At 64.0% G+C, this 23590-nt stretch carries 18 protein-coding genes; 15 read left to right on the forward strand and 3 right to left on the reverse strand.

Features of this window, described 5'->3' with window-relative positions; all coding sequences use genetic code 11:
• Nucleotides 1–10 precede the first annotated feature (10 nt).
• The 3 genes from LB572_RS01770 to LB572_RS01780 are packed head-to-tail and all read left to right on the forward strand — an operon-like array spanning nt 11 to nt 4709.
• A complete protein-coding gene (locus LB572_RS01770) occupies nt 11–2128 on the forward strand; it encodes an ABC transporter permease (RefSeq protein ID WP_224666460.1) in 2118 nt (705 codons plus the stop codon).
• The gene (locus LB572_RS01775) at nt 2125–3219 is read left to right on the forward strand and encodes a hypothetical protein (RefSeq protein WP_224666461.1); all 1095 of its coding nucleotides are present in this window, start codon (nt 2125–2127) and stop codon (nt 3217–3219) included. The genes LB572_RS01770 and LB572_RS01775 overlap by 4 nt, the downstream gene beginning before the upstream one ends.
• Nucleotides 3216–4709: a sugar ABC transporter ATP-binding protein gene (locus LB572_RS01780; protein ID WP_224666462.1), complete on the forward strand. Its 1494-nt coding sequence runs from the start codon at nt 3216–3218 to the stop codon at nt 4707–4709. The genes LB572_RS01775 and LB572_RS01780 overlap by 4 nt, the downstream gene beginning before the upstream one ends.
• 54 nt (nt 4710–4763) lie before the next feature.
• On the opposite strand, the gene LB572_RS01785 is transcribed toward LB572_RS01780, so the two are convergent.
• The 3 genes from LB572_RS01785 to LB572_RS01795 form a co-directional block, all read right to left on the reverse strand.
• Nucleotides 4764–5501 (reverse strand): SDR family oxidoreductase, encoded by a 738-nt coding sequence (locus tag LB572_RS01785; protein ID WP_224666463.1) that lies wholly within the window; start codon nt 5499–5501, stop codon nt 4764–4766.
• A gap of 26 nt (nt 5502–5527) precedes the next feature.
• Nucleotides 5528–6895 carry an MmgE/PrpD family protein gene (locus LB572_RS01790; RefSeq protein ID WP_224666464.1) on the reverse strand — a complete coding sequence of 456 codons (1368 nt, stop codon included), beginning with the start codon at nt 6893–6895 and terminating at the stop codon, nt 5528–5530.
• A gap of 129 nt (nt 6896–7024) precedes the next feature.
• On the reverse strand, nt 7025–7978 hold the full coding sequence (locus tag LB572_RS01795) for an NAD(P)-dependent oxidoreductase (RefSeq protein WP_318013962.1): 954 nt from the start codon (nt 7976–7978) through the stop codon (nt 7025–7027).
• A gap of 157 nt (nt 7979–8135) precedes the next feature.
• Here LB572_RS01795 and LB572_RS01800 point away from each other — a divergent pair, with 157 nt between their 5' ends.
• The 12 genes from LB572_RS01800 (at nt 8136) to LB572_RS01855 (ending at nt 23516) form a co-directional block, all read left to right on the forward strand.
• Nucleotides 8136–9098 (forward strand): LysR substrate-binding domain-containing protein, encoded by a 963-nt coding sequence (locus tag LB572_RS01800; RefSeq protein ID WP_224666466.1) that lies wholly within the window; start codon nt 8136–8138, stop codon nt 9096–9098.
• A 360-nt stretch (nt 9099–9458) separates the two neighbouring features.
• Nucleotides 9459–10619, forward strand: coding sequence for an ABC transporter substrate-binding protein (locus LB572_RS01805; protein ID WP_412033528.1), 1161 nt, complete (start codon nt 9459–9461; stop codon nt 10617–10619).
• A gap of 99 nt (nt 10620–10718) precedes the next feature.
• Entirely contained in the window at nt 10719–12893 is a 2175-nt protein-coding gene (locus LB572_RS01810; protein WP_224666468.1) for a YbhB/YbcL family Raf kinase inhibitor-like protein, read from the forward strand.
• 35 nt (nt 12894–12928) lie between these two features.
• On the forward strand, nt 12929–13333 hold the full coding sequence (locus tag LB572_RS01815) for a hypothetical protein (RefSeq protein ID WP_073988889.1): 405 nt from the start codon (nt 12929–12931) through the stop codon (nt 13331–13333).
• 21 nt (nt 13334–13354) lie between these two features.
• Nucleotides 13355–14311 carry an alpha/beta fold hydrolase gene (locus LB572_RS01820; RefSeq protein WP_140803082.1) on the forward strand — a complete coding sequence of 319 codons (957 nt, stop codon included), beginning with the start codon at nt 13355–13357 and terminating at the stop codon, nt 14309–14311.
• Nucleotides 14312–14340: 29 nt separating this feature from the next.
• Nucleotides 14341–15717, forward strand: coding sequence for an ABC transporter permease (locus tag LB572_RS01825; protein WP_224666469.1), 1377 nt, complete (start codon nt 14341–14343; stop codon nt 15715–15717).
• Complete coding sequence (locus LB572_RS01830) at nt 15714–17114, forward strand: ABC transporter permease (RefSeq protein WP_224666470.1); 1401 nt, start codon at nt 15714–15716, stop codon at nt 17112–17114. Before LB572_RS01825 ends, LB572_RS01830 begins: the two co-directional genes overlap by 4 nt.
• A 9-nt stretch (nt 17115–17123) precedes the next feature.
• Nucleotides 17124–17813, forward strand: coding sequence for a bacteriorhodopsin (locus LB572_RS01835; protein WP_224666471.1), 690 nt, complete (start codon nt 17124–17126; stop codon nt 17811–17813).
• A 59-nt stretch (nt 17814–17872) separates the two neighbouring features.
• On the forward strand, nt 17873–20068 hold the full coding sequence (locus tag LB572_RS01840) for a flotillin family protein (protein WP_224666472.1): 2196 nt from the start codon (nt 17873–17875) through the stop codon (nt 20066–20068).
• 41 nt (nt 20069–20109) lie between these two features.
• Nucleotides 20110–20574 carry a hypothetical protein gene (locus tag LB572_RS01845; RefSeq protein WP_224666473.1) on the forward strand — a complete coding sequence of 155 codons (465 nt, stop codon included), beginning with the start codon at nt 20110–20112 and terminating at the stop codon, nt 20572–20574.
• Nucleotides 20571–22448: a hypothetical protein gene (locus LB572_RS01850; protein ID WP_224666474.1), complete on the forward strand. Its 1878-nt coding sequence runs from the start codon at nt 20571–20573 to the stop codon at nt 22446–22448. The genes LB572_RS01845 and LB572_RS01850 overlap by 4 nt, the downstream gene beginning before the upstream one ends.
• Before the next feature lie 117 nt (nt 22449–22565).
• On the forward strand, nt 22566–23516 hold the full coding sequence (locus LB572_RS01855) for a LysR family transcriptional regulator (RefSeq protein WP_224666475.1): 951 nt from the start codon (nt 22566–22568) through the stop codon (nt 23514–23516).
• The last annotated feature ends 74 nt before the right edge of the window (nt 23517–23590 follow it).

Consider the following 23590-nt stretch of genomic DNA (forward strand, 5'->3'; position numbering starts at 1 on the left):
AATCAGCATCATGTCCAGCGACATCCTAGCGTCACTGCGCTCGCGCTATCTCCCCGATCATCTGATCGGGGAGATCATGTCCAAGCGATGGGTCGACAACGCCATCCCGTTCACCGCGCTCGTTCTGACGGTGCTGGTGATGGGATCGATCATTCCCGACTTCCTCTCGCTCTCCAGCCTGTCGGATCTGGCGCGCCAGTTCGCCGAATTCGGGCTTGTCGTCCTGGCGCTCACCGTCGTCATGATCTCGGGCGGCATAGACCTCTCGGTGGCCTCGGTCTTTTCGCTTGCCGTCCTGTTCTCGCTCATCGGCGTGAATGTCTACGAGCTGCCGGTGCCGGCGGTTCTCGTCGGCATTCTCGTCATGGGAATGATCTGCGGCGCCATCAACGGCGTGCTGATCGGCTATCTGCGGCTGCGCGCCTTCCTGACGACGCTGGTCAGCCTCATCATCTTCCGCTCGCTCTACGAGATCGTCTTCGTGCGCATGTCCACCTCGATCATGTCGGGGTTCTCGATGTCGGATCTGTGGGTGTTCATCGGCGAAGGCACGGTGCTCGGAGTTCCGGTGTCGCTGGTGATCACGCTGATCATCGCGCTCGCCTGGCATCTGATGCTGTCGCGCATGCGGCCCGGCTGGCGGCTGACGGCCGTCGGAGGGGCGCGCCGCTCGGCCTTCAATGCCGGCATCGACGTGCGCTTCATGGTGTTCCTAACCTATGTCGCGTCGAGCACCATGTGCGCGCTCGCCGGCTTGCTGTTCGCGGCCCGGCTCGGCAGCACGGGATCCGACACCGGCGTCGGCCTGGAGGTTCAGGCGCTGACCGCCGCGGTGCTCGGCGGCACCGCCATCGGTGGCGGCCGCGGCTCCGTCGCCAAGGCAATCATCGGCAGCCTGCTCGTGCTCATGCTGACCAACGGCCTGATCAATCTCGGCATCAGCGGTCCGATAAATTCAACGATCCTCGGCGCGATCCTTTTGCTGGCCGTCTTCGTCGACATGCGTTGGCAGAAGCACCGCCACCGCATCCTCGCCAAGGTCTATGTCTCGCCCGCCTATCTGTCGTTGCCGCCTTCGCCGCAAGTCGATGCGCCAGGCTCCCCCTATGTGCTCAACGACCGGCTGCGCTCCGTCGAGATCATCGGCCTCGGCGAGATCGAAGGGCCGGAGGACGTCATCCTCGATCGCGACGACAATCTCTATTGCGGCACGCGCCACGGCGACATCGTGCGCTTCTTCGGTCCCGACCATAAGCGCTCCGAGGTGTTCGCGCATATCGGCGGCCACCCGCTCGGCATGGCCTTCGACAAGACCGGCAATCTGCTCGTCTGCATCGGCGGCATGGGGCTTTTCCAGGTGGCGCCCGACAAGACCGTCACCAAGCTGACCGACGAGACGAACCGCAGCTGGTTCTCGGTGGTGGACGATTCGCGCCTTCGGCTGGCCGACGACGTCGATGTCGCGCCGGACGGCCGCATCTATTTCAGCGAGGCGACCATCCGCTACGAGCAGGAGGACTGGGCGACTGACGCGCTCGAGAGCCGCGCCAGCGGCCGCATCATCTGCTACGATCCGCGCACCGGCAAGACGCACACGGAAATCCCGAAACTGGTGTTCGCCAACGGCGTCGCCATGTGCGCCGACGGGCAATCCTTCATGTTCGCGGAGAGCTGGACCTGCTCGATCAGCCGCTACTATTTCGACGGTCCGAAGAAGGGCAAGGTCGAGAAGGTGATCTCCAACCTTCCGGGCTACCCGGACAACATCAACCGGTCTTCCGACGGCAATTACTGGCTGGCGCTGCTCGGCATGCGCGGACCCGCGCTCGATCTGGCGCTGCGCATGCCAGGCTTCCGCAAGCGGATGGCCCGTCGCGTCGCGCCCGACCAGTGGCTCTATCCCAACATCAACACCGGCTGCGTGGTGAAGTTCAACGAGAAGGGCGAGATCCTCGACAATCTCTGGGACCTCGGCGGCCTCAACCATCCCATGATCACCTCGATGCGCGAGCATCGCGGCTGGCTCTATCTCGGTGGCGTCTCCAACAACCGCATCGGGCGCTACCGCTTGCCCGATGCCGATCCGAACTGGTGCGCGCAGGACGCCTATTGGGGCGCCCGCTCATGATCGCCGCCATCTATAAAGCCTGGGCCAATTTTCGCGGCTTCGATCTCACCGGCAGCACCGTGCCGCCGTTGGACGGGCCCCTGCGCCCGAACGCCAAGCTGGATGCGATGCCGGTGCTGATGCAGCTCGACGGCGTCGACAATCTCACGGCCGCGCATGACGGCATGCTCTGCTCTTCCGGCAACGATCTGCTGACGCTGTCGACCGCCGGCGATGCCTCGCAATTTGAGCTGAGCGCACGTTGTTCGATGGAGGGACCGGTGACCAGCATCGCCGCCCTGGGCGAAAGCCTGGCGATCGCGGTGGAAGGACGCGGAATTCTCCTGGAAGGCCCCGGCGCCGCCTCGCGGCCGCTGGCCATCGAAGGCCTCAACCCATCTTGCGTGACGGCCATGGCCTTCGCCGATCCAACGACATTGTTCGTCGCCGTCGGATCGGATCGCCACGCGGCGAGCGAGTGGAAGCGCGACCTGATGACCAAGTCGGCGAGCGGCTCGGTGTGGCGGATCGACACCGGCAGCGGCCGCGCCGAACGGCTTCTGGGCGGGCTGGAGTTCGCTGCAGGGCTGGCGCTTTCGGGAAAGGACATCTTCGTCGCCGAAGCGTGGCGGCATCGCGTCCTTGCGCTGACGGGCGGCTCGCAGCCCCGCGTCGCGCTCGCGGCTCTGCCAGCCTATCCGGGCCGCATGACGCCATCGGCTTCGGGCGGCTTTTGGCTGGCGATGTTCGCGCCGCGCAATCCGCTGGTCGAATTCGTGCTCAAGGAGGACGAATACCGGCGCCGCATGGTCGACACGATCGAGCCGGCCTACTGGATCGCGCCGGCGCTGGCGACCGGAAAGAGCTTTCTCGAACCGATCCAGGGCGGCGCTCGCAAGAAGCTCAACATGCTCAAGCCGTGGTCGCCGACATGGTCCACCGGCCTGGTGGTGCGATGCGACGATCGCATGGCCATGCTGCGCAGCTACCAGAGCCGCGCCGATGGCGATGTCCATGGCGTGACGTCGCTCTGCGAGGCAGGCGGCAGGTTGATCGCCGGCGCCAAGGGCTCGGGCAAGATCGTGGCAATCGACGACGAGACGGCGGCATGAATTCACTGGTTCAATTGCGCGGGGTGTCCAAGGACTTCCGCGGCGTGCTCGCGATCTCGGACGTCAACCTCGACGTCCGTCCGGGCGAGATCCATGCCATCCTCGGCGAGAACGGCGCCGGTAAGTCGACGCTGATGAAGGTGCTTGCCGGCGTCTATCAGCCGTCCTCGGGCGAGATGGTCCTGGACGGCAAGCCGACGGTTTTCAACTCGCCCTCCGACGCGCTGGCGCACGGCGTCGGTATGGTCTTCCAGGAGACCAACCTGGTTCCGTCCATGTCGGTGGCGCAGAACATCTATCTTGGCGACGAAAAGCTCTTCAACCGCCTGCGCGGCCTCAACATCCAGGCGCAGCGCTATCTGTTGTCGCTTAATTTCTACGTCGATCCCACCTCGCAGGTTTCCACCCTGGGCGCCGGCAAGAAGCAGATGGTCGAGATCGCCCGCGCCGTGCACCACCATGCCCGGCTGATCATCTTCGACGAGCCGACGGCGACGCTGACGCCGGAAGAAAAATTCCACTTCTTCAACCTGGCCCGCCGGCTGAAGGAGCAGGGCATCGCGATCATCTTCATCAGCCACGCGCTGGAGGAAGCGCTTTACCTGTCGGACCGCATCACCGTGATGCGCGACGCCAAGGTCGTCGTCACCGACGACACGCGCAATTTCGACCGCGATCGCATCGTGCAGGCGATGGTCGGGCGAAGCCTGTCCGGCGAGCTCTACGCCGGCGACCGGCGCAAGGCGCGGCCGATGGGCAACAAGATCCTGAGCGTCGAGAACCTCTCGATGGGCAACACGGTCCGCAACACCTCCTTCTCGGTGTTCGCGGGCCAGGTCACCGGCATGTTCGGCCTTGTCGGCGCAGGACGGACGGAGACGATGAAGATTGTCGCCGGCGTCTTGAAGCGGGACTATTTTCACGGCGGCACGGTGCGCTTCGAGGACCGGCCGGTCCGCTACCGAACGCCGCGCCCCGCGGTGCGCGACGGCATCGTCTATGTCACCGAGGACCGCAAGATCGAGGGCTTCTTCGAGACGATGACAATTGCCGCAAACGTCCAGCTCGGCGCGCTGGCGACCGGCATCAATCCGCTGACGGTGGTCACGCCGAGCGACGCACGCAAGCTTGCCACGGCCTGGACCAAGCGGCTGGGCGTAAAGGCGATCGACGCCGACGCGCGCGTGATCGAGCTGTCCGGCGGCAACCAGCAGAAGGTGGTGTTGTCGAAAGCCCTGATCCAGAAGCCGAAACTGGTCGTCCTGGACGAGCCGACGCGCGGCGTGGATGTCGGCACCATCGTCGAGATCCACAACTTCATCAACGAGCTTGCCGACAGCGGCATGGCGGTGGTGGTGATCTCGTCCTATCTGCCCGAGATCCTCGCTCTCTCGGACCGCATCCTCGTTGCGCGGCAGGGACGCGTTGTCGAGGAGATGGACATCGCCGAGGCAACCGAAAGCCGCATCATGTACGCCGCCGTGCACTGAACCGGCTGGCAGCAGCCGGTTCAAGGGCGGACGACTACAGCCGTTGGCCGGGACCTACCATCTGTTCGTCGGCAGCACGAACATCTGCGCGATCTGGACATGCGGCGGCTGGCTCAGCGCGAACATCACGCAGCGCGCCACATCCTCGGGATCGAGCGCCATGCCGAAGCGTTCGAAATATTGCCGCCCCGCTTCCTCGTCGCCGCGGTGCCGGGTCGTGACGATGTTGGTGCGCGTCAGGCCGGGCATGATCTCGATGACGCGCAGCGGGGTCTCCGCGAGCTCGCCGCGGATGATGTCGCTCAGCATGTGCACGCCGGCCTTGCTGGCGGAGTAGGGCGCCTGCTCGGGCACGATCCGGAGCGCGCTGATCGAGCTCATATTGACGATGTCGCCGCGGCCCCGCGCGACCATGCCTGGCAGGATCGCGCGCGTCACGCGCATCAGGCCGATCAGATTGGTCTCGATGATCGCGGACCAATCGTCCGGCGATCCCTGGTCGAAGCGAATGCGGCCGCCGATATCGTGGCCGGCATTGTTGACCAGTATGTCGATGTCGCGGAATTCCGCCGGCACTTGCTCCAGGCAAGCATCGACGGCCGACGCGTCGGCAATGTCCAGCGGAAGCGGAAAGACCTCGCCGCCCAACTGGCTCGCCAACGCCTGAAGTGTGTCGGCCTGCCGGTCCGCAAGCACGATGCGCGCGCCCTCGGCCCTGAGGCTTGTCGCGATGGCGCGGCCGATGCCGCTCGCCGCGCCGGTAACGAAAGCTGTCCTCTGCCGAACTGTCATTCAGACCCCTCCACGGGCCTTGGCGTTCAAGCGGCTTTTCGCTGCTTCGCCTTTTCCTTGGTGGCGCAGAGCGGCATCAGCCGGCCGGCATCCTTCTTGGAGTCCAACCGGTCGACAAAGTCCTCGATCGATCGTGCCACCTCGCCGCCCACGATCGGCGCGGCAGCCGACTGGAAGCGCTCGCGGATTTCGGCTTCGGTGGCCGGCATGACGTCCTGAAGGCCCATCGACAGCTGCCGCCCGTCGCCGAGGACGACATCGATGCTGGCGCCTTGCCTGGCCGGAAACTGCGCCGTCAGTTCCTCGCTCGCCGAGAGATCGCAGGCATCGATCAGCCGCAGCGTCTCCTTGTCCCGCAGGTCCCGGTAATTGTCTTCCGACAGGTGGCCGCTGGCGAACACCGCCGCAACGCCATAGGGAATGCTCATCTTGGCCTGAAGCGAACGCTCGAAGGGTCCGGTGTTGTCGCATCCCGGATAGGCCGCGGCGGCGGCGGGGACGCGGATACGGATCCTTTCGACGGGCGCGGCGCCGGGGCCGATCATCTCGACGAGCTTCAGCGCGGTCTGGCAGGCCGTCTGGGCGAAATTACAGGCGGGCGCCGCCTTGTGGTAAACGGCCAGGATATCGGCCTCGCCATCGGGGAAGAGCTGCACCGGCCCCGGCATCGGCCGGCGCGCGAAGGCGGCGAAATAGCCGGATTTTCCCTCGAGCGCGTCCGGGCTGCCATAGGCGCCGGCGGCCGCAAGCTGGACGGCCATCCATGCATTGCGCGCGGCGAAGCCGGGATGGAAGAACATGTCCGATCCGCCGCTCTGCGGCCACTGGTTCAGGCCGGAAGACGTGTTGGCGGCAAAGGCGATCGCTGCCGCGGTCTGCTTCTTGTCGAGGCCGAGCAGCCGCGCGGCGCCGCATCCCGCGCCGATTGGAGCCACCAGTCCCGTCGGCCTGAACAGCGTCGAAAGCTCCCGGTCGATCAGCATCCGGCCGAGCCTGCCGCCGACCTCGTAGGCGACGATCGCCGCCCGCAGCAGATCCGCCCCCGAAACCGTCTTCGTCTCGGCCAGCGCCAGGAGCAGCGGCCAGACGACGACGCCGTGATGGCATACGGAGCCGGCATGCATGTCCTCGCGGACCAGTCCATGCCCCTTGACCGCGTTGACGAAAGCCGCATCCGCTGGTGTGGCCTGCCGGGTTTCGCCGATGATGTGGCCGCCGCGCGCCGGCGTCACCGCGGCCAGCGCCTGCTGGCTCGGATCGAGCGCGGACGCCTCGAAGGCGCAGCCGAGGAAATCGAGCAGGCAAAGCTTGGCCTTGGCGGTAGCGGCCGGGCTGAACAGTTCCAACGGCAGGTCGACCAGGGTGTCAGCCAATTGCTTCGTGAAGCTTGCCATCCCAAGTCCTCCGCGGTTCCTGCCCTTTTAGAGCAATTCCAGGAAAAGTGTGGAGCGGTTTTCCGTCCGGAATTGCGTAAAAACAAAGACTTAGAGCGGCTCAGCGGCTCGGTGAAGCGCCGAGCCGCTCTAGGCGCGGATTTCTATTCCCGCCCATTCTTCGACGATGCGCACCATCGAGGTGAAGTCCGAGTCCGGTCCGAAACGGGCATTCGTGGCGGCGAGCATCTGCCTCACCAGCGATCCCGCGACCATCGGCACGCCCAGATTTTCCGCCTCGTCGACGCACATGCGAACGTCCTTGTAGGAAAGGGCGGTCGCGAAACCGAAATCGAACGTTCCCGGCAGCACCGCGCGGGGGAACTTGTCCTGGGTGGCGCTGTTGCGGCCGCTCGACGCATTGATGATGTCGCACATGATGCGCGGGTCCAGTCCGGACTTCACACCCATCGCAAGCGCTTCGGCGGAGAGCAGGATGACGGCCGCCGCGATCATGTTGTTGCCGAGCTTGGCGACCTGCGCGGTGCCAGCGTTTTCGCCACAGTAGAACCGCTTGCCGAAATTGGCCAGCACAGGCTCGATCTCGTCGAATACCGATTTCTTGCACGAAACCATCACCGCGAGCGAGCCGTTGCTGGCTCCGGCGATGCCGCCCGAAACCGGTGCGTCGACCCAGGCGATACCGCGGCCGGCCAATTCCGCCGCGATGGTCTTGGCCATGCTGGGCCCGGTCGTCGACAGGTCGATCACCACCTTGGCCTTCGAACCCGATGTCAGGCCGTCGGCGCCGAGCACCACGTCCTTGACGATGGGCGGCGTCGGCAGGCTGCAGAACACCACCTCGGCCTCGTCCGCGACGGCGGCGGCCGTGGCGGCGACGCTTATCGAATTGCCCGGCAGGTCCGCGGCGGCATCCGGCCTGCGATCATGGACGATGACGTGGTGGCCTGCTTCCGCAAGCCGTCTTACCATGGGCGCGCCCATGCGGCCGAGCCCAACGAACCCAAGCGTTCGAGTCTGCAAAGTTTTTACTCCGGGAAGGCCGTGCTCGTTCAGAGGGCCATGGGCTAGCAAATAAGCCAATTCCGGAGCGCAGCATAAGCTTCGCTCGCCGCATAACAGCTTTGCAGCGCGCCGGTTGGGCCTCACTTGTCAACCATCGCCTTGTGTCCCAAACTCCGGCGTTTGCCGCGTGCTTCGACAATGCGGTTACCGCATTCGAGCCGGAGGCCGCATTTACATGTTCGATCTGAAGCAACTGCAGCTGTTCACCGCCGTGGCCGAGTTCGGCAGTTTCTCGCGCGCGGCGGTGGCGCTCTCCATCAGCCAGCCGGTGCTCAGCCGGCAGATCAAGTCGCTGGAGGACAAGGTCGGCGTCGCGCTGCTCTACCGCAACGGCCGCGGCATCGTGCTTACGGAAGCCGGCAAGATCCTGCAAAGCTACGCCGTGGCATTGCTCGAGCAGGCCGCGCGCGCCGAGACGGAACTGGCGGCGCTGCGCTCGAACCCGCGCGGCACGATCGTGCTGGGAATGCCGCCATCGGTCGGCGTCGTGCTGACGGCGCCCCTGGTGCAGAATTTCCGTGCCCAGTTCCCCCAGGTGAGCCTGCGGGTGATCGAAGGCTTCAGCGGCCATCTGCTCGAATGGCTGGTGATGGGCAAGATCGACGTCGCGGTCCTGTACAACGCTCCGAGGATGAACAACCTTCTGGCTGAGCCCATTCTGCGCGACGAGCTGTTCCTGCTCGGCGCCAAGAGCGACCCGCACAATCTCGGGCCCGGCCCGGTCGACGCCGACGTGATGTCCCGCTTGCCGATGATCCTGCCGGCAAGGCCGCATGGGCTGCGCGTGGTTCTGGATCACATCCTCGGATCCGCCGGCATCGAGCCCAACATCGAAGTCGAGGTCGACGCCATGCCTTCGACCTTGCGGCTTGTCGAAGCCGGGATAGGCTACACCATCCTGTCCTATTCGAGCTGCCACAACCTCGTCGCAGAAGGCAGGATCAACTACTGGCGCATCCGTAACCCGCCGATCGAACGGGAACTGCTTCTGGCGACATCCAGCCAGCGGCCGACCACGACGGTCATACGCGCGCTGACGACCCTCATCCGCGATGAGGTGCGCATCCTGCGCAAGCTGGGAGTCTGGGAGCCGCGCCAGCCCTCCCCAGCCCCCGATCATGCCGCTGACGCCGGATAGACGGACGAAGCCGGCAAGGCCGGTTTCGCGGCCAGTCCAATGGCGACGGGAAAGTTCGAAAATCAGCGGCAGGAACGCCATGGCCGCCGCATGCGACCCCACTGCGTGGCCGGAGGGCGGCCTGTCCGCCATTCGCGCGCGATCAGCCGGGCGGGGGCGCAAGATCGCTTTGCTTGAGCTCCGCTGTCGCGGGTGGAGCGTCATCGGCCCCATAGCAAGCGCGTATATCATGCATTCCAAAAATGTATTACCTCCAAAGTCCCGATTGCCCGATAGTCCCCCTTGGGTTCCAGTGAACTCAACGTGCCGACGGTCCAACGCCCGGCGCCAAGGGAGGAAAAATTGACGATATTCGCAACCATGTTGCGATCGCTTGCCGTTGTCGCAACGATCGCCGGCGTCACCCCCGCTTTTGCCGGTGGTGTGGATGAATTGCCCAAGAACGTCCAGGATGAGCTCTACAACAAGGACATGATGGATCCGATGCAGCCGCTCGCGGAAAGCGCCTACCGCGACTGGAAGCCGAAGAAAGGGCCGCCATGGACGATCGGCTACGCCAGTTCCTATGCCGGCAACACATGGCGCGCCGACGTCATGAAGCGGCTGCAGGAAGAGATCATTCCGAAATGGAAGAAGCTCGGTCTGGTCAAGGACGTCATCATCACCCAGTCGAACCTCAACGATTCCACGCAGATCCAGCAGATGCGGCAGCTGGTGGACCAGGGCGTCGACGCGATCATCGTCTGCTGCTCCAACCCGACCTCGCTGAACCAGACCGTCGAATATGCCCACCAGCGCGACGTCCCGGTCTTTTCCGCGGTCGGCTATCTCACCTCGCCCTATGCCGTGAACACTTCGGCGAATTTCGTCGTGGGCGGCAGCATGCTCGGCGAATGGATGGCCAAGCAGATCAATGGCAAGGGCAATGTCCTGATCGTCGAAGGCATTCCCGGCGCGTCGGCGTCGGATTCGCAGAATGTCGGCGTCCTGAAGGCGCTGGCGAAATACCCCGACATCAAGGTCGTGGGCCAGGTCGCCGGCATGTGGACGGATCAGGTCGCCCAGTCCGAAATCCAGAAATGGCTGGCCACCAATCCGGGCGATCTCAACGGCATCATCATCCAGTCGGCATCCGAGCTCGGTGCCTTGCGCGCGCTGCAGCAGAGCGGCCGCGACATGGTTCCATTCTCGATCGGCGGCGAGATCGGCGCCCTGTGCTACTGGCGCAACAACAAGGACTTCATCTCCCAGGCGATCCACGCCTGGCCTCCGGGCGACGACTTCGAGTTCGGCTGGAACGTCATGATGCGCACGCTTGAAGGCCAGGGCCCGAAAATCCAGTCCATCCTGACCAAGCCGCAAATCATGACCTACGACCAGCTCGAGAAGGCTGTCCCGGCCGACTGCAGCGAAGACTCCGACGGCTGGTACAATGTCGGCGCGGAAAACTGGGCAAGCAAGGACTACCTCGACCAGTTCTTCCTGCGCCCGGCCGATCCCGAGGCGTTCAAGGCGAACTGACCGCAACAAGGCTCGGCCACCCCGTCGACCGCGACGGGGTGGTCTTCCCTTTATTCTATGCAAGTCTAGCCGACCTCCGCCGGCAAACTGGACCCATGAATGTCGTACCCCACGGTTGAACTCTCTTCGGTCAGGAAGACTTTCGGGCCAACCGTCGCGCTCGGCGGCTGCAACCTGACGGCCTATGCGGGAGAGGTTCATGCGATCATTGGCGGCAACGGCTCGGGCAAGAGCACGCTGGCGAAGGTCATATCCGGCGTGCTGATTCCGGACAGCGGCCAGGTTTCGATCCTCGGAAAGTCCGCGACGTCCCCGCATGAGGCGCGCCAGCTCGGCATCTCCAATGTGTTTCAGGAGGTGCTCGTCGCCGACGAGTGCTCGGTTCTGGACAACCTCTACCTGGGCGCCGACGGCCTTCTCGGCTCTTCCATGAACCGGGAGGAAAAAGAGACGAAAGCCGCCGCGTTGATGCGTGAGCTTCTCGGCTTTGACATCGACCTTTCCGGGCTGGTCGGCGAGTTGCCCCTGAGCATCAAGCAGTGGGTGACGATAGCCAGGGCCCTGCTCACAGATCCCAAGGTGCTGATCCTCGACGAGTCGTCGGCGGCGCTCGACTTCGATTCCACGGAGAGGCTGTTCCGCAAGATGCGGCAGCTGAAGCAGCGCGGGGCGAGCATCCTGATCGTCACCCACCGCATCGCGGAACTGGTGCGCATCGCCGACCGCGCGACCGTTTTGCGCGACGGCGTCGATGTCGGCAAGCTGGCCAGGGAAGAGATCACCGAAGCCAGGATCCTCGAGCTGATCGCTGGCGCCGAGCGCAGCGGCACAAGCCGCGATCAGCCCTTGCCGGAGCGGCTCGGCGACCGCCCGGTTCTGCGCGCGACGGACTTTCGCATCTGGCCGGATGCAGCCCCCATCGACTTCACCCTCTATCCCGGCGAGGTCGTCGGCATCACCGGGTTGGACGGGCAGGGGCAGGCGGATTTCGTGAGATGCATCGCGGGCATACAGTCTCCGGTCGGCGGCCGGCTGGTCGTTGTCAATGACGGCAAGGCCAGCGAGGTCACGGATCTGGCCTCGGCGCGACGCAACAACATCAGCTACGTCAGCGGCGATCGCAAGAAAGAGGGCATCTTCGCCAATCTGAGTATTTTCGAGAACTTGCTGCTTCCCGTGTACCGCGAATACCGTTCCGGCGGGGTCCTCAACCTCATCAACCGCACCAAGCTGACACCGGTGTTCGAGTGGGAATCCAGCAAGCTGGCCGTCAAAATGGGGAGTGCCCAGAACCTGATCACGTCGCTGTCCGGCGGCAACCAGCAGAAGGTGCTGATCGCGCGGTCCTTTGCCGAGAAGCCGGTGGTTCTGGTCCTGAACGATCCGGCCCGCGGCATCGACGTTGGCGCCAAGCTCGATCTCTATCGCAATCTCAAGGAATTCGCCGCCCGCGGCAACGCGGTGATCTTCCTGTCGAGCGAGCTGGAGGAATTCCTGAACCTGTGCACGCGGGTCCATGTGTTTCGCAACGGCGCGATATCGTCGGATTTCGAGCCGCCCTTCGAGGGTCACGCCATCCTCAACGCAATGTTCGGTCGCCGCGCGACGGCGCGTTTGCCTGGCGAGGCCGCAAACGAGAATGGCCAGGCCAGCCCGGCGGCTCTCCCGCAGAGCCATAGCCCGAGGCTCGAGCAGGGTAGGCCGGTGCCGAGGCCTGTGAAGCTCTTGAAACAGGAGGTGAACCCCATGGCGGCAACACCGTCTTTTGTGCTGAGTTGTCCTGATATCCCGCCGGGGAGCATCATTCCCGACCGGTTCGCCGAGGACAACCGGCTCTCGCCCGGCCTTGTCTGGTCGGGTCCGCCGGACGGCACGCGCAGTTTTGCCCTCGCCATCACCGATCCCGACCTGCCGGAAGCATTCAATTTTCCACGCTCGTTTGCGCATTGGCTGGTGGCCGACATCCCGGCCGACGTCCGTCAGTTGCCCGAAGGCGCCAGCGGCAGCTCGCGATTGCCTCGGGGGGCGACCGAGTTCAACAGTGATTTCGTGACATTCAAGATCCCGGGGTTCGGCAAGGGCTACGGGGGCCCGTGGCCGCCAGACCGGGCGCACCGGTACTTCTTCACCCTCTATGCTCTCAAGGTGGACAAGGTCGAGTTGCCCGCCGACGCCGATCTTGGAGCATTTGCGGCCGCGATCATGCCGGTGGCCATCGATGCAGCGTCTTTCGTGGCAGTCTACGGGCCGGCGAAGAAGTCATTGCCCGGTTAGGAACGGGTCAGGAATTCCCCAATCAGGAGGATCATATGAGTAGATATGGAAGCAGGAGCAGCTTTGATCTGGAGTGGATCGAACGATGGGCAAGGAAGGTCAACGATGACCGCATCCTGCCGGTGATCGGACGCTTTTTTACGAGCAAGTTCGTCCTCGGCTTCGACGACACCGAATATCTGGTGGACGTTCGAGGCGGCAAGATCCAGAAGATCGCCCAGGGCCTCACGCCGAACGACATGGGCGTGGAATTCTGGCTGAAGGCGCCGAGCAGCGCCTGGTCGAAATTCGCCCAGGAAATCCCCCCGCCGATGTTCAACGACATATGGGCGATGGCGCATCCGCTGCACAAGCAGCTGATCATCGAGGGCAATTCGCTCCCCTTCTGGCAGAATCTGCGGGCGCTGACGCGTATGCTCTCGCTGATGCGACAAGTTTAACGGCAGCGCAGGAGAGTTGTCATGAATACACACGATCCCATTGTCGGGCGTTACGTTTATGTCCAGTGCGAAGGCAAGACGTACCGCACCTACTACGAGGAACATGGCGAGGGCATTCCGATGGTCTGCCTGCACACCGCCGGCACCGACGGCCGCCAGTACCGGCATCAGCTGTGCGATCCCGACATCAGCAGCAATTTCCGCGTCATCGCGTTCGACATGCCCTGGCACGGCAAGTCGATCCCGCCGGCGGACTTCCACCTGATGGAAGATGAGTACAAGCTCACCACCAAGTTCTATTGCGAGTTCATCGTGGCGTTCTGCCGCGCGCTCGACCTGCGCAAGCCCGTCCTCATGGGCCAGTCGATGGGCGGCAACATCTGCCTGGCGCTGGCGCTGCGCTATGAGAGCGAATTCTCCGCCTTCATCGCCCTCGAGGCTTGCGACTACTCCCCGGGCTGGTGGATCGATCCGCTGCATCATCCCCACATCCATGGCGGCGAAGTGGTCGCCACCTCGGTGTTCGGCCTCATGGCCCCGCAGTCGCCTGACGACTACCGCTGGGAGACCTGGTGGTACTACGCGCAGGGCGGCCCCGGCATTTTTAAGGGCGACCTGTATTTCTACAGCGTCGATTCGGACTTCCGCGATCAGTGCCAGAAGATTTCCGGCAAGGTGCCGATCTACTTCCTGACCGGCGAGTACGATTTCGCCTGCACGCCGGAAATGACCCAGCGCACCGCCGAGAAGGTCAAGAACTCGGAATGCATCATCTTCGGCGGCGGTCACTTCCCGACCTCGGAGGATCCGGTCAAGTTCAAGGAAGTCGTCACCCCCGTGCTGAAGAAAATCCTCAGCGCGGACCCTGAACGCCGCGGCCAGGGCGGCAATGCCCTGTCGGGACGCAGCGTGTCCGACAGCAGGTCCGCGGGCCGCGGCGAGCGACCGGGTGAAGGCCGAAAGGTCATCGAGTTCTAGGTTGCGCTGGCAACGAAAGACCAAAGTTGATGTCGCAGTCCAGGGGTTCCCAAAACACCTACCTGTTGGTCCCGATCCTGCTGATCGCGCTGCTCTTGAGCACCGCGGTCATCAGGGGGCCGAACCTCGTCTCCTTGTCGGGGTTCGGCAGCGCGATCATCGTGTCGGCGCCCCTGATCCTGGCGACATTCTCGCTCATGGCCCTGGCGGTGGCGGGGCGTGGCACGGTCGACCTGGCGGTCGGGCCATTGCTCGCCTTTATCAACGTCACGATCGTCAAGCTCAACGGCCTTGGCATCGTGACCGGCCCCTTCGGCGTCTTCCTGGTCGCCCTGGGGATCGGCGTTCTCTATCAACTCTTCTTCGCCCTGATCATCATTTTCGTGCGCGTCCAGCCGATCATCGTCGCGCTCAGCGGCTTCCTGGCCCTGACCGGCATCAATCTCGTCATCCTCCCAAGGCCTGGCGGCACCGCGCCCGAATGGATGGCGTCATGGGGCATCGGCAACACGATCTTCTCGCCGGTCCTGCTGATCGTGCTCTTGGCCATCGCTGCCTGGCTGCTGTTCACCATGACCTCGTTCTACGCCAACCTGCGCCTGATGGGCTACGATGAGCGCGCGGCCTATACGAGCGGCGTTCGCATCAATGTGGTGCGGGTCGGCGCCCACGTCATCGCCGGGCTTTTCGTCGGCCTGGGCGCTATCTGCTACACGGCGCTGATCGCGTCCGGCGATCCGACGCAGGGCACCACGATGACGCTGACGGCGGTGACCGCCCTGGTGCTGGGCGGGGTCAGCCTGTCCGGCGGCCGCGGTGGCGTGGCGGGCGGGCTGCTTGGAGCGCTCAACCTCTTTCTGATCGGCTATGTCCTGGCCACCTTCAATTTCGGCGCCACGCAAGCCTTCGTGACGCAGCTGTTCTATGGATTGATCCTGGTTCTGTCGCTGCTCTTGACCCTGCTGGTGCCGGTCATCGGGCGATACCTCTATTTCATTTCGCCCTTTGCGGCCTTTGTGGTCCTGGGCTGCGTTGTCGTCGGCATCATGCTCTATGTCAGTACCCGCGACACCTATGCGGTGGCGGCGGTCGCCGGCGGCGCCTTGAAGCCGGACGCGGACGTGATGACCCGCTATCTGCTGCTGCCGGTCATGCAGTCGGGAAGCGGCCCGGTCCTGCCCGATTTGACGCCGCTGCAGAAGACCGTCTTCGGCTTCGCCGTTGTTCTCGCCGTGCTGACCTTCACGATCCGCGTCATCGTGGCAGAGGCCGCTTCGGTGCGCCTTGGCGCCTTCATCTATGTCTTCGTCTCGGCGCTCATCCTGCTGCTGTTCGTGGTCGTCGGCGAGCAAAGCCACGTTCCCGGGACTTTGGCGACGGGACAATCCTCGGGGAACGCGCCATGAGCGACATGTTCGGCGAGGGTGGACGCGGCGGCCTTTTCGTTCCGCGATCACGCGCCCTGGTATGGTTCAACCTTGCCGCGACCTTCGTTGTTGCCGCGATCAGCTTCGGGCTTGGATTCTGGCAAGGGATCAGCGCCCAGATCGTCATCCTCTACACGATCGTTCTGGCGGCCGTGCTGTTCTGGCTGATCAATTATGTCGCGGTCATCTTCGAGACCCGCGCTCCGTCCCCGGAAACGGACAACGCGGCGCCGGCCGGCGTCGGCGGCGTCTGGTCCGGCAACCGGGTGCTGATCGTCACCATGGCGGTGATGCTGATCGTGTACCTTCTGATCACCGCCACGGTCCCGTCATTCCGCACCCTCGGCAACCTCATCGCCTTCCTTTTGCTGGAAGCGATTCTGGTCTTTGCGTTCAAGGTCAGCAACCGCTTCGCCCATGGCCGCAGCGCCTTCATCGGCCTGATCGTTCTGCTGGCGCTGATCGTGATCAGCTCCTTCACGATCAACGGGTTTCTTTCCGCCGCCAACATCAAGGCGATACTGCTGTTTGCAGCCTTCCTCGGCATCGCCTGTGTCGGGCAGACGCTGGTGGCGCTGCTCGGCGGCCTGGACCTGTCGATCCCGTTCGTGATCGGCTCCTCGAACATCGGGCTTCTGTTCCTGATCGGGCTCGGTGTTCCGTCGTGGCTGGCGGTCGCTTTCGTCTTGGTGGTCGGCGCCGCACTAGGTTTCCTCAATGGCGTCCTATCCTACCGCCTGCAGGGCCAGGCGTTGATCCTGACATTGGGGATGGGCTTCTCGATCGCCGGGCTCGTTCAGATTCTCACCAGCATCGGATCGTCGTTCGGCGGCAATGTTTTCGGGACCGTTCCCAAGTGGCTGCAGAATCTCGCCGCCATGAACGGCCGCACTTTCGGCCTCGCGGTGCCGCCGACCATTCTCCTGTGGATCGCGATCGCCATCATCGTCATCGTCGGGCTGCGCTACTCCGCCTTTGGCCGTTACATTTACGCTCTGGGCGGGAACCGCCGCTCGGCCAAGCTGATCGGCGTTTCCGAGTTCAAATACTGGACGATCGCCTACGCCATCAGCGGCTTTTCAGCCGCCCTGACCGGATGCCTGCTTTTGGGCTGGAGCGGCGGCGGCTTCATCGGGGTCGGCGACCAGTATCTTTTCACGACCCTGGCCGCGGTCGTGATCGGCGGGACGTCGCTGATGGGCGGGTACGGCGGCTATGGCTACACCGTGATCGGGGTTCTCGTCCTGCAGGTCCTGAGCGCCTTTCTGATCGGCATCGGGCTCAAATACGAATGGCAACAATTCATCTTCGGTCTTCTGATCCTGCCGATGGTCGCGCTCTACGGCCGCGCCCCTCACATCAGAGCCCAGGTCTAGGGAAAGCCCATGTTTGGAACACTCTTTCAATCAAGCGCCGTGGTCAGCACCGCGCTCAGCGTCGCGACCCTCGCCACGTTCGCCACAGCCGCCCTGGCGATGCTGGGCCTGACATGGACCTCCGAGCGGTGGCGCGTCCCGCTGGCGCTTTCAGGCGTTGCCTTGCTGGCGTCGGGTCTTGAATATTATGCCGCCTCCAACATCTGGCTGGCGGGCCAGCAGCTCAGCGCCGCCTCCCGATACGTCGCCTGGTTCGTCGTCCAGCCGATGCAGGTCGCATCGCTGTTTTTCTTCGCACGCATCGCCGGGAAAGTGCCTGTCGGAGTGTTCTGGCGGACATTGGCGGCGGCAATCCTGATGGTCCTCTCCCGCTACCTGGGCGACGCGCGGATCTTCAACCCGACCCTTGGCGTGCTGCTGTCGATCGCTTTCTGGCTCTATATCGTCGGCGAGTCGTATTTCGGCGCCATGGCCGACGCCGTCGGCAAGTCGACGCGGCCGATCCGGCTCGGCTATTTCTGGATCAGGCTGATCATGACGATCGGCTGGGCAATCTACCCGATCCTGCATTTCGTGGACGTCGTCATCGGCACCGGCCACGTGGCGCCGGTCATCGTGCTCTATACCATTGCCGACCTTGTCAATCTCATCGCCGTCTCGATGATCGTCCTCGCCGTCGCCGGCGAGGAGCGTTTCTGAGGGCTGTCAATCTTCGCGCCGGCACGCCCGGCGCACGCGGTTAAGTGGAGGATATTCTCATGAATGGCTCAGATCTGATTGCAGTCGTTATTCTCGTAACGATCATCATCGCGATCGGTGTCTATCTGCTGCATTGGCTGTACAGGCACTCGTCCAAGGACCAGTCCTTCGTGCGCACCGGCCTCGGCGGCGAGCGGGTGGTGATGGGCGGCGGCGCGCTGATCATCCCGATCGTCCACGACATCACGCGTGTCAACATGAACGCGATCCCGGTGGAAATCCGCCGGCTCGGCGAGCAGTCCCTGATCACCAGGAACAAGATGCGCATCGACATCGTCGCCGAGTTCTTCGTGCGCGTGGTGCCGACGGAAGCCGGCGTGTCGATCGCCGCCCGCACCCTTGGCGAGCGCACCCAGAATCCGGCCGCGCTGAAGGAGATCGTCCAAGGCCGGTTCGTCGATGCGATGTCGGCCATCGCGTCGACGATGACGATGGATGAAATCCACACCAACCGCGGCCGCTACATGAGCGAGGTGGCCGCCCTCGCGGCGACGACCCTCGGGTCGAACGGCCTCGAGCTGGAGAACGCCTCCCTGACGAGCCTCAACCAGACCGACATTTCCGTGTTCGATCCCTCGAACGCTTTCGATGCCGAAGGTCTGACACAGCTGACCGAGCAGATCGAAGAGCGCCGCCTGCTCCGCAACCGCATCGAAAACGAATCGCGGATCGGCATCAAGCTCAAGGATTTCGAAACCGAGCAGCGGGCTTTGGAGATCGAACGCGACCTCGAATACGCCCGCATCGAGCAGGCGCAGGCGATCGAAATCCGCAAAGCCACCCAACTCGCCGACATCGAGGCCGAAAGGTCGAGCTCCACGATCAGCATTCAGAACGCCCGGATCCGCAGTGAGCAGGAAGCCGAGCGGATCCGCATCGCCAAGGACCGTCTGATCGACTCCGAACGGATCAACACCCAATCGGAGGTGCGCTCGCTGGAGATCAAGAAGCAGCAAGAGACCGAAATGACCGAGATCATGTCGCGGCGCCAGCTGGACATGCAGCGGATCCAGAACCGCCGCGAAGTCGAGGCGGAGCGGATCGAGAACGAGCAGCATGTGAAGGAGTCGGAAATCCGCTCCCGCCAGGAGCTGTCGATCATCGAGACGACGTCCACCGCCGAAGTCGACCAGGCCAGGTTGGAGAAGCAGCGCGAGACCGAGGCGCATCGCATCGAGACCGATAAGGCGATCGAATTGCTGGTCGTGGCGAAGTCGAAAGAGGTCCGCATCAGCAGCGAGCTCGCCGAGGCCGATCAGGAAAAGGCTCGCCTCCAGAAACGCTACGATGTGGATGTCGAGCGGCTGAGGGTGGACGAGGAGATCGTTCAGCTCGAGATCGAGAAGAACCAGAAGATCAAGCTTGCCGAGACCAAGGCGTTCCAGGAGATCCAGGACGCCTCGATCGCCGCTAACCGCCAGATCGACGAGTTGCGCATCGCGGCGCGCAAGTTCGTCGACAAGTACGAGATCGAGCAGCAGAAAGAGGTCGAGATCGTCGACAAGGAGCGCCTCATCGCGGTCATCAACAAGTCGATCGAGGAGGCCTATGCGAAGACCGAAGCCGCCGAGGCCTTGAAAAAGCAGGTCGAGATGGAGGAGCAGATCAACAGCGCGCGCGAAGAGGAAGTGGCCGAGCGCATCAAGCGGGTGGAGCTCATCCAGTCCTCGTCGAGGGTCGAGCGCGACGCCCAGCGCGTCGTCGCTTCGGCCAAGGCCGAGAAGGAGGCGACCGAGCTCAGGGCCCTGGCCGAGATCGCCGAATCCAACGCGGCCGAGGTTCGCTATGCCAAGGACGCCGCCGGCCAGCGCATGCTCAACGAGTCCGAGAACACCCGCTCGGACGCCAGCAGGCGCAGCGCCATCTACGAAAACCTCGTCCGGAACCTGCCGAGCATCATCCGCGAGACGGTCAAGCCGATGGAGAACATCGAGTCGATCAAGATCCTTCAGGTCGACGGCCTGCCCGGACTCAACAGCCCGTCCGAGACCCTCGGGACCGCCGAAGGTGGCTCGGGCGGCGGCAACATGACGGACCGCGTCGTGAATTCCGCCATGAAATATCGCACCCAGGTCGCCTTCGTGGACGGCCTCATGAAGGATCTGGGCCTGCCGATCGAGAACCTCGGAAGCGCCGGCGGCATGTCGTTCCGGAACTTCCAGGGACCGGAGACGCCGAAGGACAAGGACGACTGAACGCGCCCTTGAGCAGCGAGTCCAACTAGCGAGAGCATTCGATGACCCCGCTCGGCAAAAACGAAGCGCTGGACCGCCACGCCCTGGTCATGGCGTGCTGGCTGGCGGCCGCCTTGCCCGCCGCGATCCTGTTCGACTACGGATTTGGCCAGGGCGGAGCGCCCTACGTCCTTTCCGGGTTCGCGGCCGTCCTAGCCGGCTTCGTCGCCCACGTGATCGTCAATGTGGTCTACGGCACCGGCTTCTCGCCCCGCGAGCTGGCACTCGGTCTCGTCATCTATGGGTTCGCGCTGGTGCTGTTCGTGATCCTGTCGCTGGTCAGCGCGCCCTTTGCCGCGCGCAACTTCCTGCCGGTCAGCATCGGGTTCATCGCGACCGGGGCCGTGATCGTTTTCTACCTGATCACACGGTTCGGAGCGCGGCAGGCCTTTGACGCCTTCGACGTCATCCGCGACTTCCGGGCGGGCGACCGGGATCCAACCAGCCCGGCGGGAGACGATCGATGAGCCCGTTGCTGGCTTCCGTCCTCGGCATCGTCGCGGTCCTGGGGCTTTACCTTGCGACCATCAGCAATCGGCACGCCCAGGAGCCCGGCGACTTCGTCGATGCCGGCCAGGCCTTGCCGCCATGGGTGATCATCTTCGCCAGCGCCGGCGTCACACTGGCCAGCCTCGGCCTTCCCGATCATCTGCGTTTGCTCTCCACTTTCGGCCTGCAGTACAATCAGGTCGCCGTCGGCCTCATCTGCGTGGCCCTGGCCGCCGCCATCACGCAGAAGCGGATCTGGCTCGCGGCCCGGCTGACCTCGCTGCGCACCCTCGGCGACCTGCTCGGCGATTATTTCGGAAGCACGACCCTGCGCATCTACATGCTGTTCGTGCTGTTCCTTTTCAGCATCCCCTTCTCGGCCATGTGCCTGTCCCAGGCGGGCGCGCTGGTAAGCGCCGCGACCGCCAACGACATCCCGTCCGGTCTGGCGATCTGGTCGATCGCATTCGCGCTGTTTCTCTGCAGCGTGATCGGCGGCTGGCGCGCGATCGCCTACTTCGTCGCCGCCCAGTCCCTGCTGATCCTGGCCCTCATCGTCTTTTTCGGTGGGTTCATGGGCTTTGCGATCGACAAGCTGGCTTTTGCCGCCACCGGTATCGGCACAACCGGCGGCGTGCTCCCGGACAAGATTCCAGGCGTGATCCAGTTCAGCGCCGGCATTGGCAAGGAACTGCCGGCCGGCGGCTTGTGGACCACATTTGCGGGACTGACCTTCGCGCTGTCCCTGGGCGGCATCGCGCTCAGCCCCGGCTTCAGCTTCCTGGGTGTGACGAGCGCGCCGCGCCGTGGTTTCGCGTTCGGCCAGGTCTGGATGATCGCCGGTGTCGCGGCCGGCGCCCTGATGCTGGTCGGGCCGGTCCTGGCCGCCGAGATTTCGGCCGCCGGTTCGTTGACGGCCTTTACCGCCCGTCTGGCGACGCTCGATCCGACGGTGGCGGTGGGCTTTACTGTCCTTCTTGTCGCGTCGGGCCAGATCGCCGTGGCATTCTTTGCCGGATCGGGTGCATCGGTGTGCACCATCGAGCTGACGTCTCGCTATGTCATTCCGGGCATGGACGGGCGCGCGAGCCGTTTTGCCGCGCGCGTGACCTTGGCTCTTGTCTATGGAGCCGTTGCCGCCGTTGCGAGCTTTGCGCCACTCAGCGCGACGATCTTCTCGTCCCTCACGCTCAGCCTGTCCATGCAGTTGCTGCCGGCGGTGCTCGGCCTGTGCTGGGTGCGTTGGATCAGCCGCAGCGGCGTGCTCGCCGGTTTGATCGTCGGCAGCCTTTGCGTCATGTTCACCGAGAGCTTCGGGCTGGTGCTGTTCGAGCGGTTGTTCGTCGACCTGCCATGGGGCCGCTGGCCGTTGACGGTTCATTCCGCGGGATGGGGACTGGCGACCAATTTCGCGGCCTGCCTGCTTGTCAGCCTGTTTACCCGCGCCGGTTCCGAGCGGGATCGCAGGGATCGCCTCCACGACGCTTTCGCGGAGGGCCAGCGGGCGCGCAACGGAGGCCAGGCGGCCACAACGGCAAAATGGTCCCTGACGCTGCTATGGGCGTTCCTTGCGCTCGGGCCCGGCGCGATCCTTGGCAACAGCTTTTTCAGCGAGCCGGTTTTTGCCGGGACCGTCGTGGCGCCGGGAGTGCCGTCGCTCCTGATCTGGCAGGTCCTCTTCTGGTTTGTCGGCGTGTTCATCGTGTGGTGGCTGGCCTATCGGGGACGTCTCTCCGTCATCGACGAGCTTCCGCGCCACAAGATCGTCCTCGTGCCCGACATCAACCCGCTGTTCGAGCCGACGACAACGCCATGGATCGCACGGCTCCTCGATCGCGTGACAGGCCGGTAGAGCATGATTCTGAAAAGTGGGAACCGGTTTTCGGAGAAAGATCATGCTCCAACAAAGAGCTGGATCGTGATGGCGATTCAACGAAACGCCATCACGGTCTAGCGGGGGCGGCGGGGCATGGAAGGCATCGACCTCAGGCGCCTGCGCTATTTCATTGCGGTCTGCGAGCATGGCGGCTTCTCGCGTGCGTCCCAATCCATCGGCGTGGCCCAGCCGTCGCTGACGCGGCAGATCAAGCTGCTCGAGAAGGAAGTCGGCATCGCCTTGATCAAGCGGAGCGGACGCGGTGCGGAGCCCACGACCGAGGGGCGCTTTCTCCTTGGCCAGTCGCGCCTGCACATCGATGGGCTGGATGACGCCGTCCGCACGGTGCGCCAGCGCTCGGACAAGCTCAAAGGCGAGATCGTGCTCGGAATATGCCCGACCATCGCACCGCTGTTTCTCGAGGACATCCGCAATTTCGTCGGAGCCCAATATCGGGGCGTGACGCTCAATGTGGTGGAAGCCTATAGCGGCGACCTGGCCAGTCTCATGCGCGGCGGCCGACTGGACGCTGCGCTTACCTACCGGCCCGGTTCTCCGGATCGGCTCGACGTCGTCGATCTGTTCGCGGAGCGCCTCGTGCTGGTGACGTCCTATGCGGTCGACACGGCCGATGCGCCACGTGGACTTGCAGACATCGGCCGGCTGCGATTGATACTGCCGAGCGAGATCCATGAGTTGAGGCGGATCATCGACCGGGTCTATCAGCGGCGAGGTGTTGCGCTGAAGCCGGAGCTCGAACTCGATTCACTCAGCGCCGTGAAAGCCGTCATCGCGGACAAGAGCACGCAATACGCGACGATCCTGCCGCATTCCAGCGTGACACGCGAACTGGAGGAACACACGCTGAGCGCTTATGCCATAGAGGGCAGCGACATGGCCCGCACCATCGCCATCGTTCGGCCCCGAGACGTCGGTTCCCAGCATGCAGTGCTGGCCGCTTTGATCGACGAAATCCGGCGGCTGGCAGGACGCATCAGGAAATCCAAGGGCAGCGCGGAAGCGGTCTTGTTGGGGCAGGGATAGACGGATCGCCGCTATTTTGCCGTTGCCTCAATAACGAAATATTATACGGTGTCCCTTGATGGGCCGCAGGGAGC

It is taken from the genome of Mesorhizobium sp. BH1-1-5, from assembly GCF_020165615.1.
Classification (GTDB): Bacteria; Pseudomonadota; Alphaproteobacteria; order Rhizobiales; family Rhizobiaceae; genus Mesorhizobium.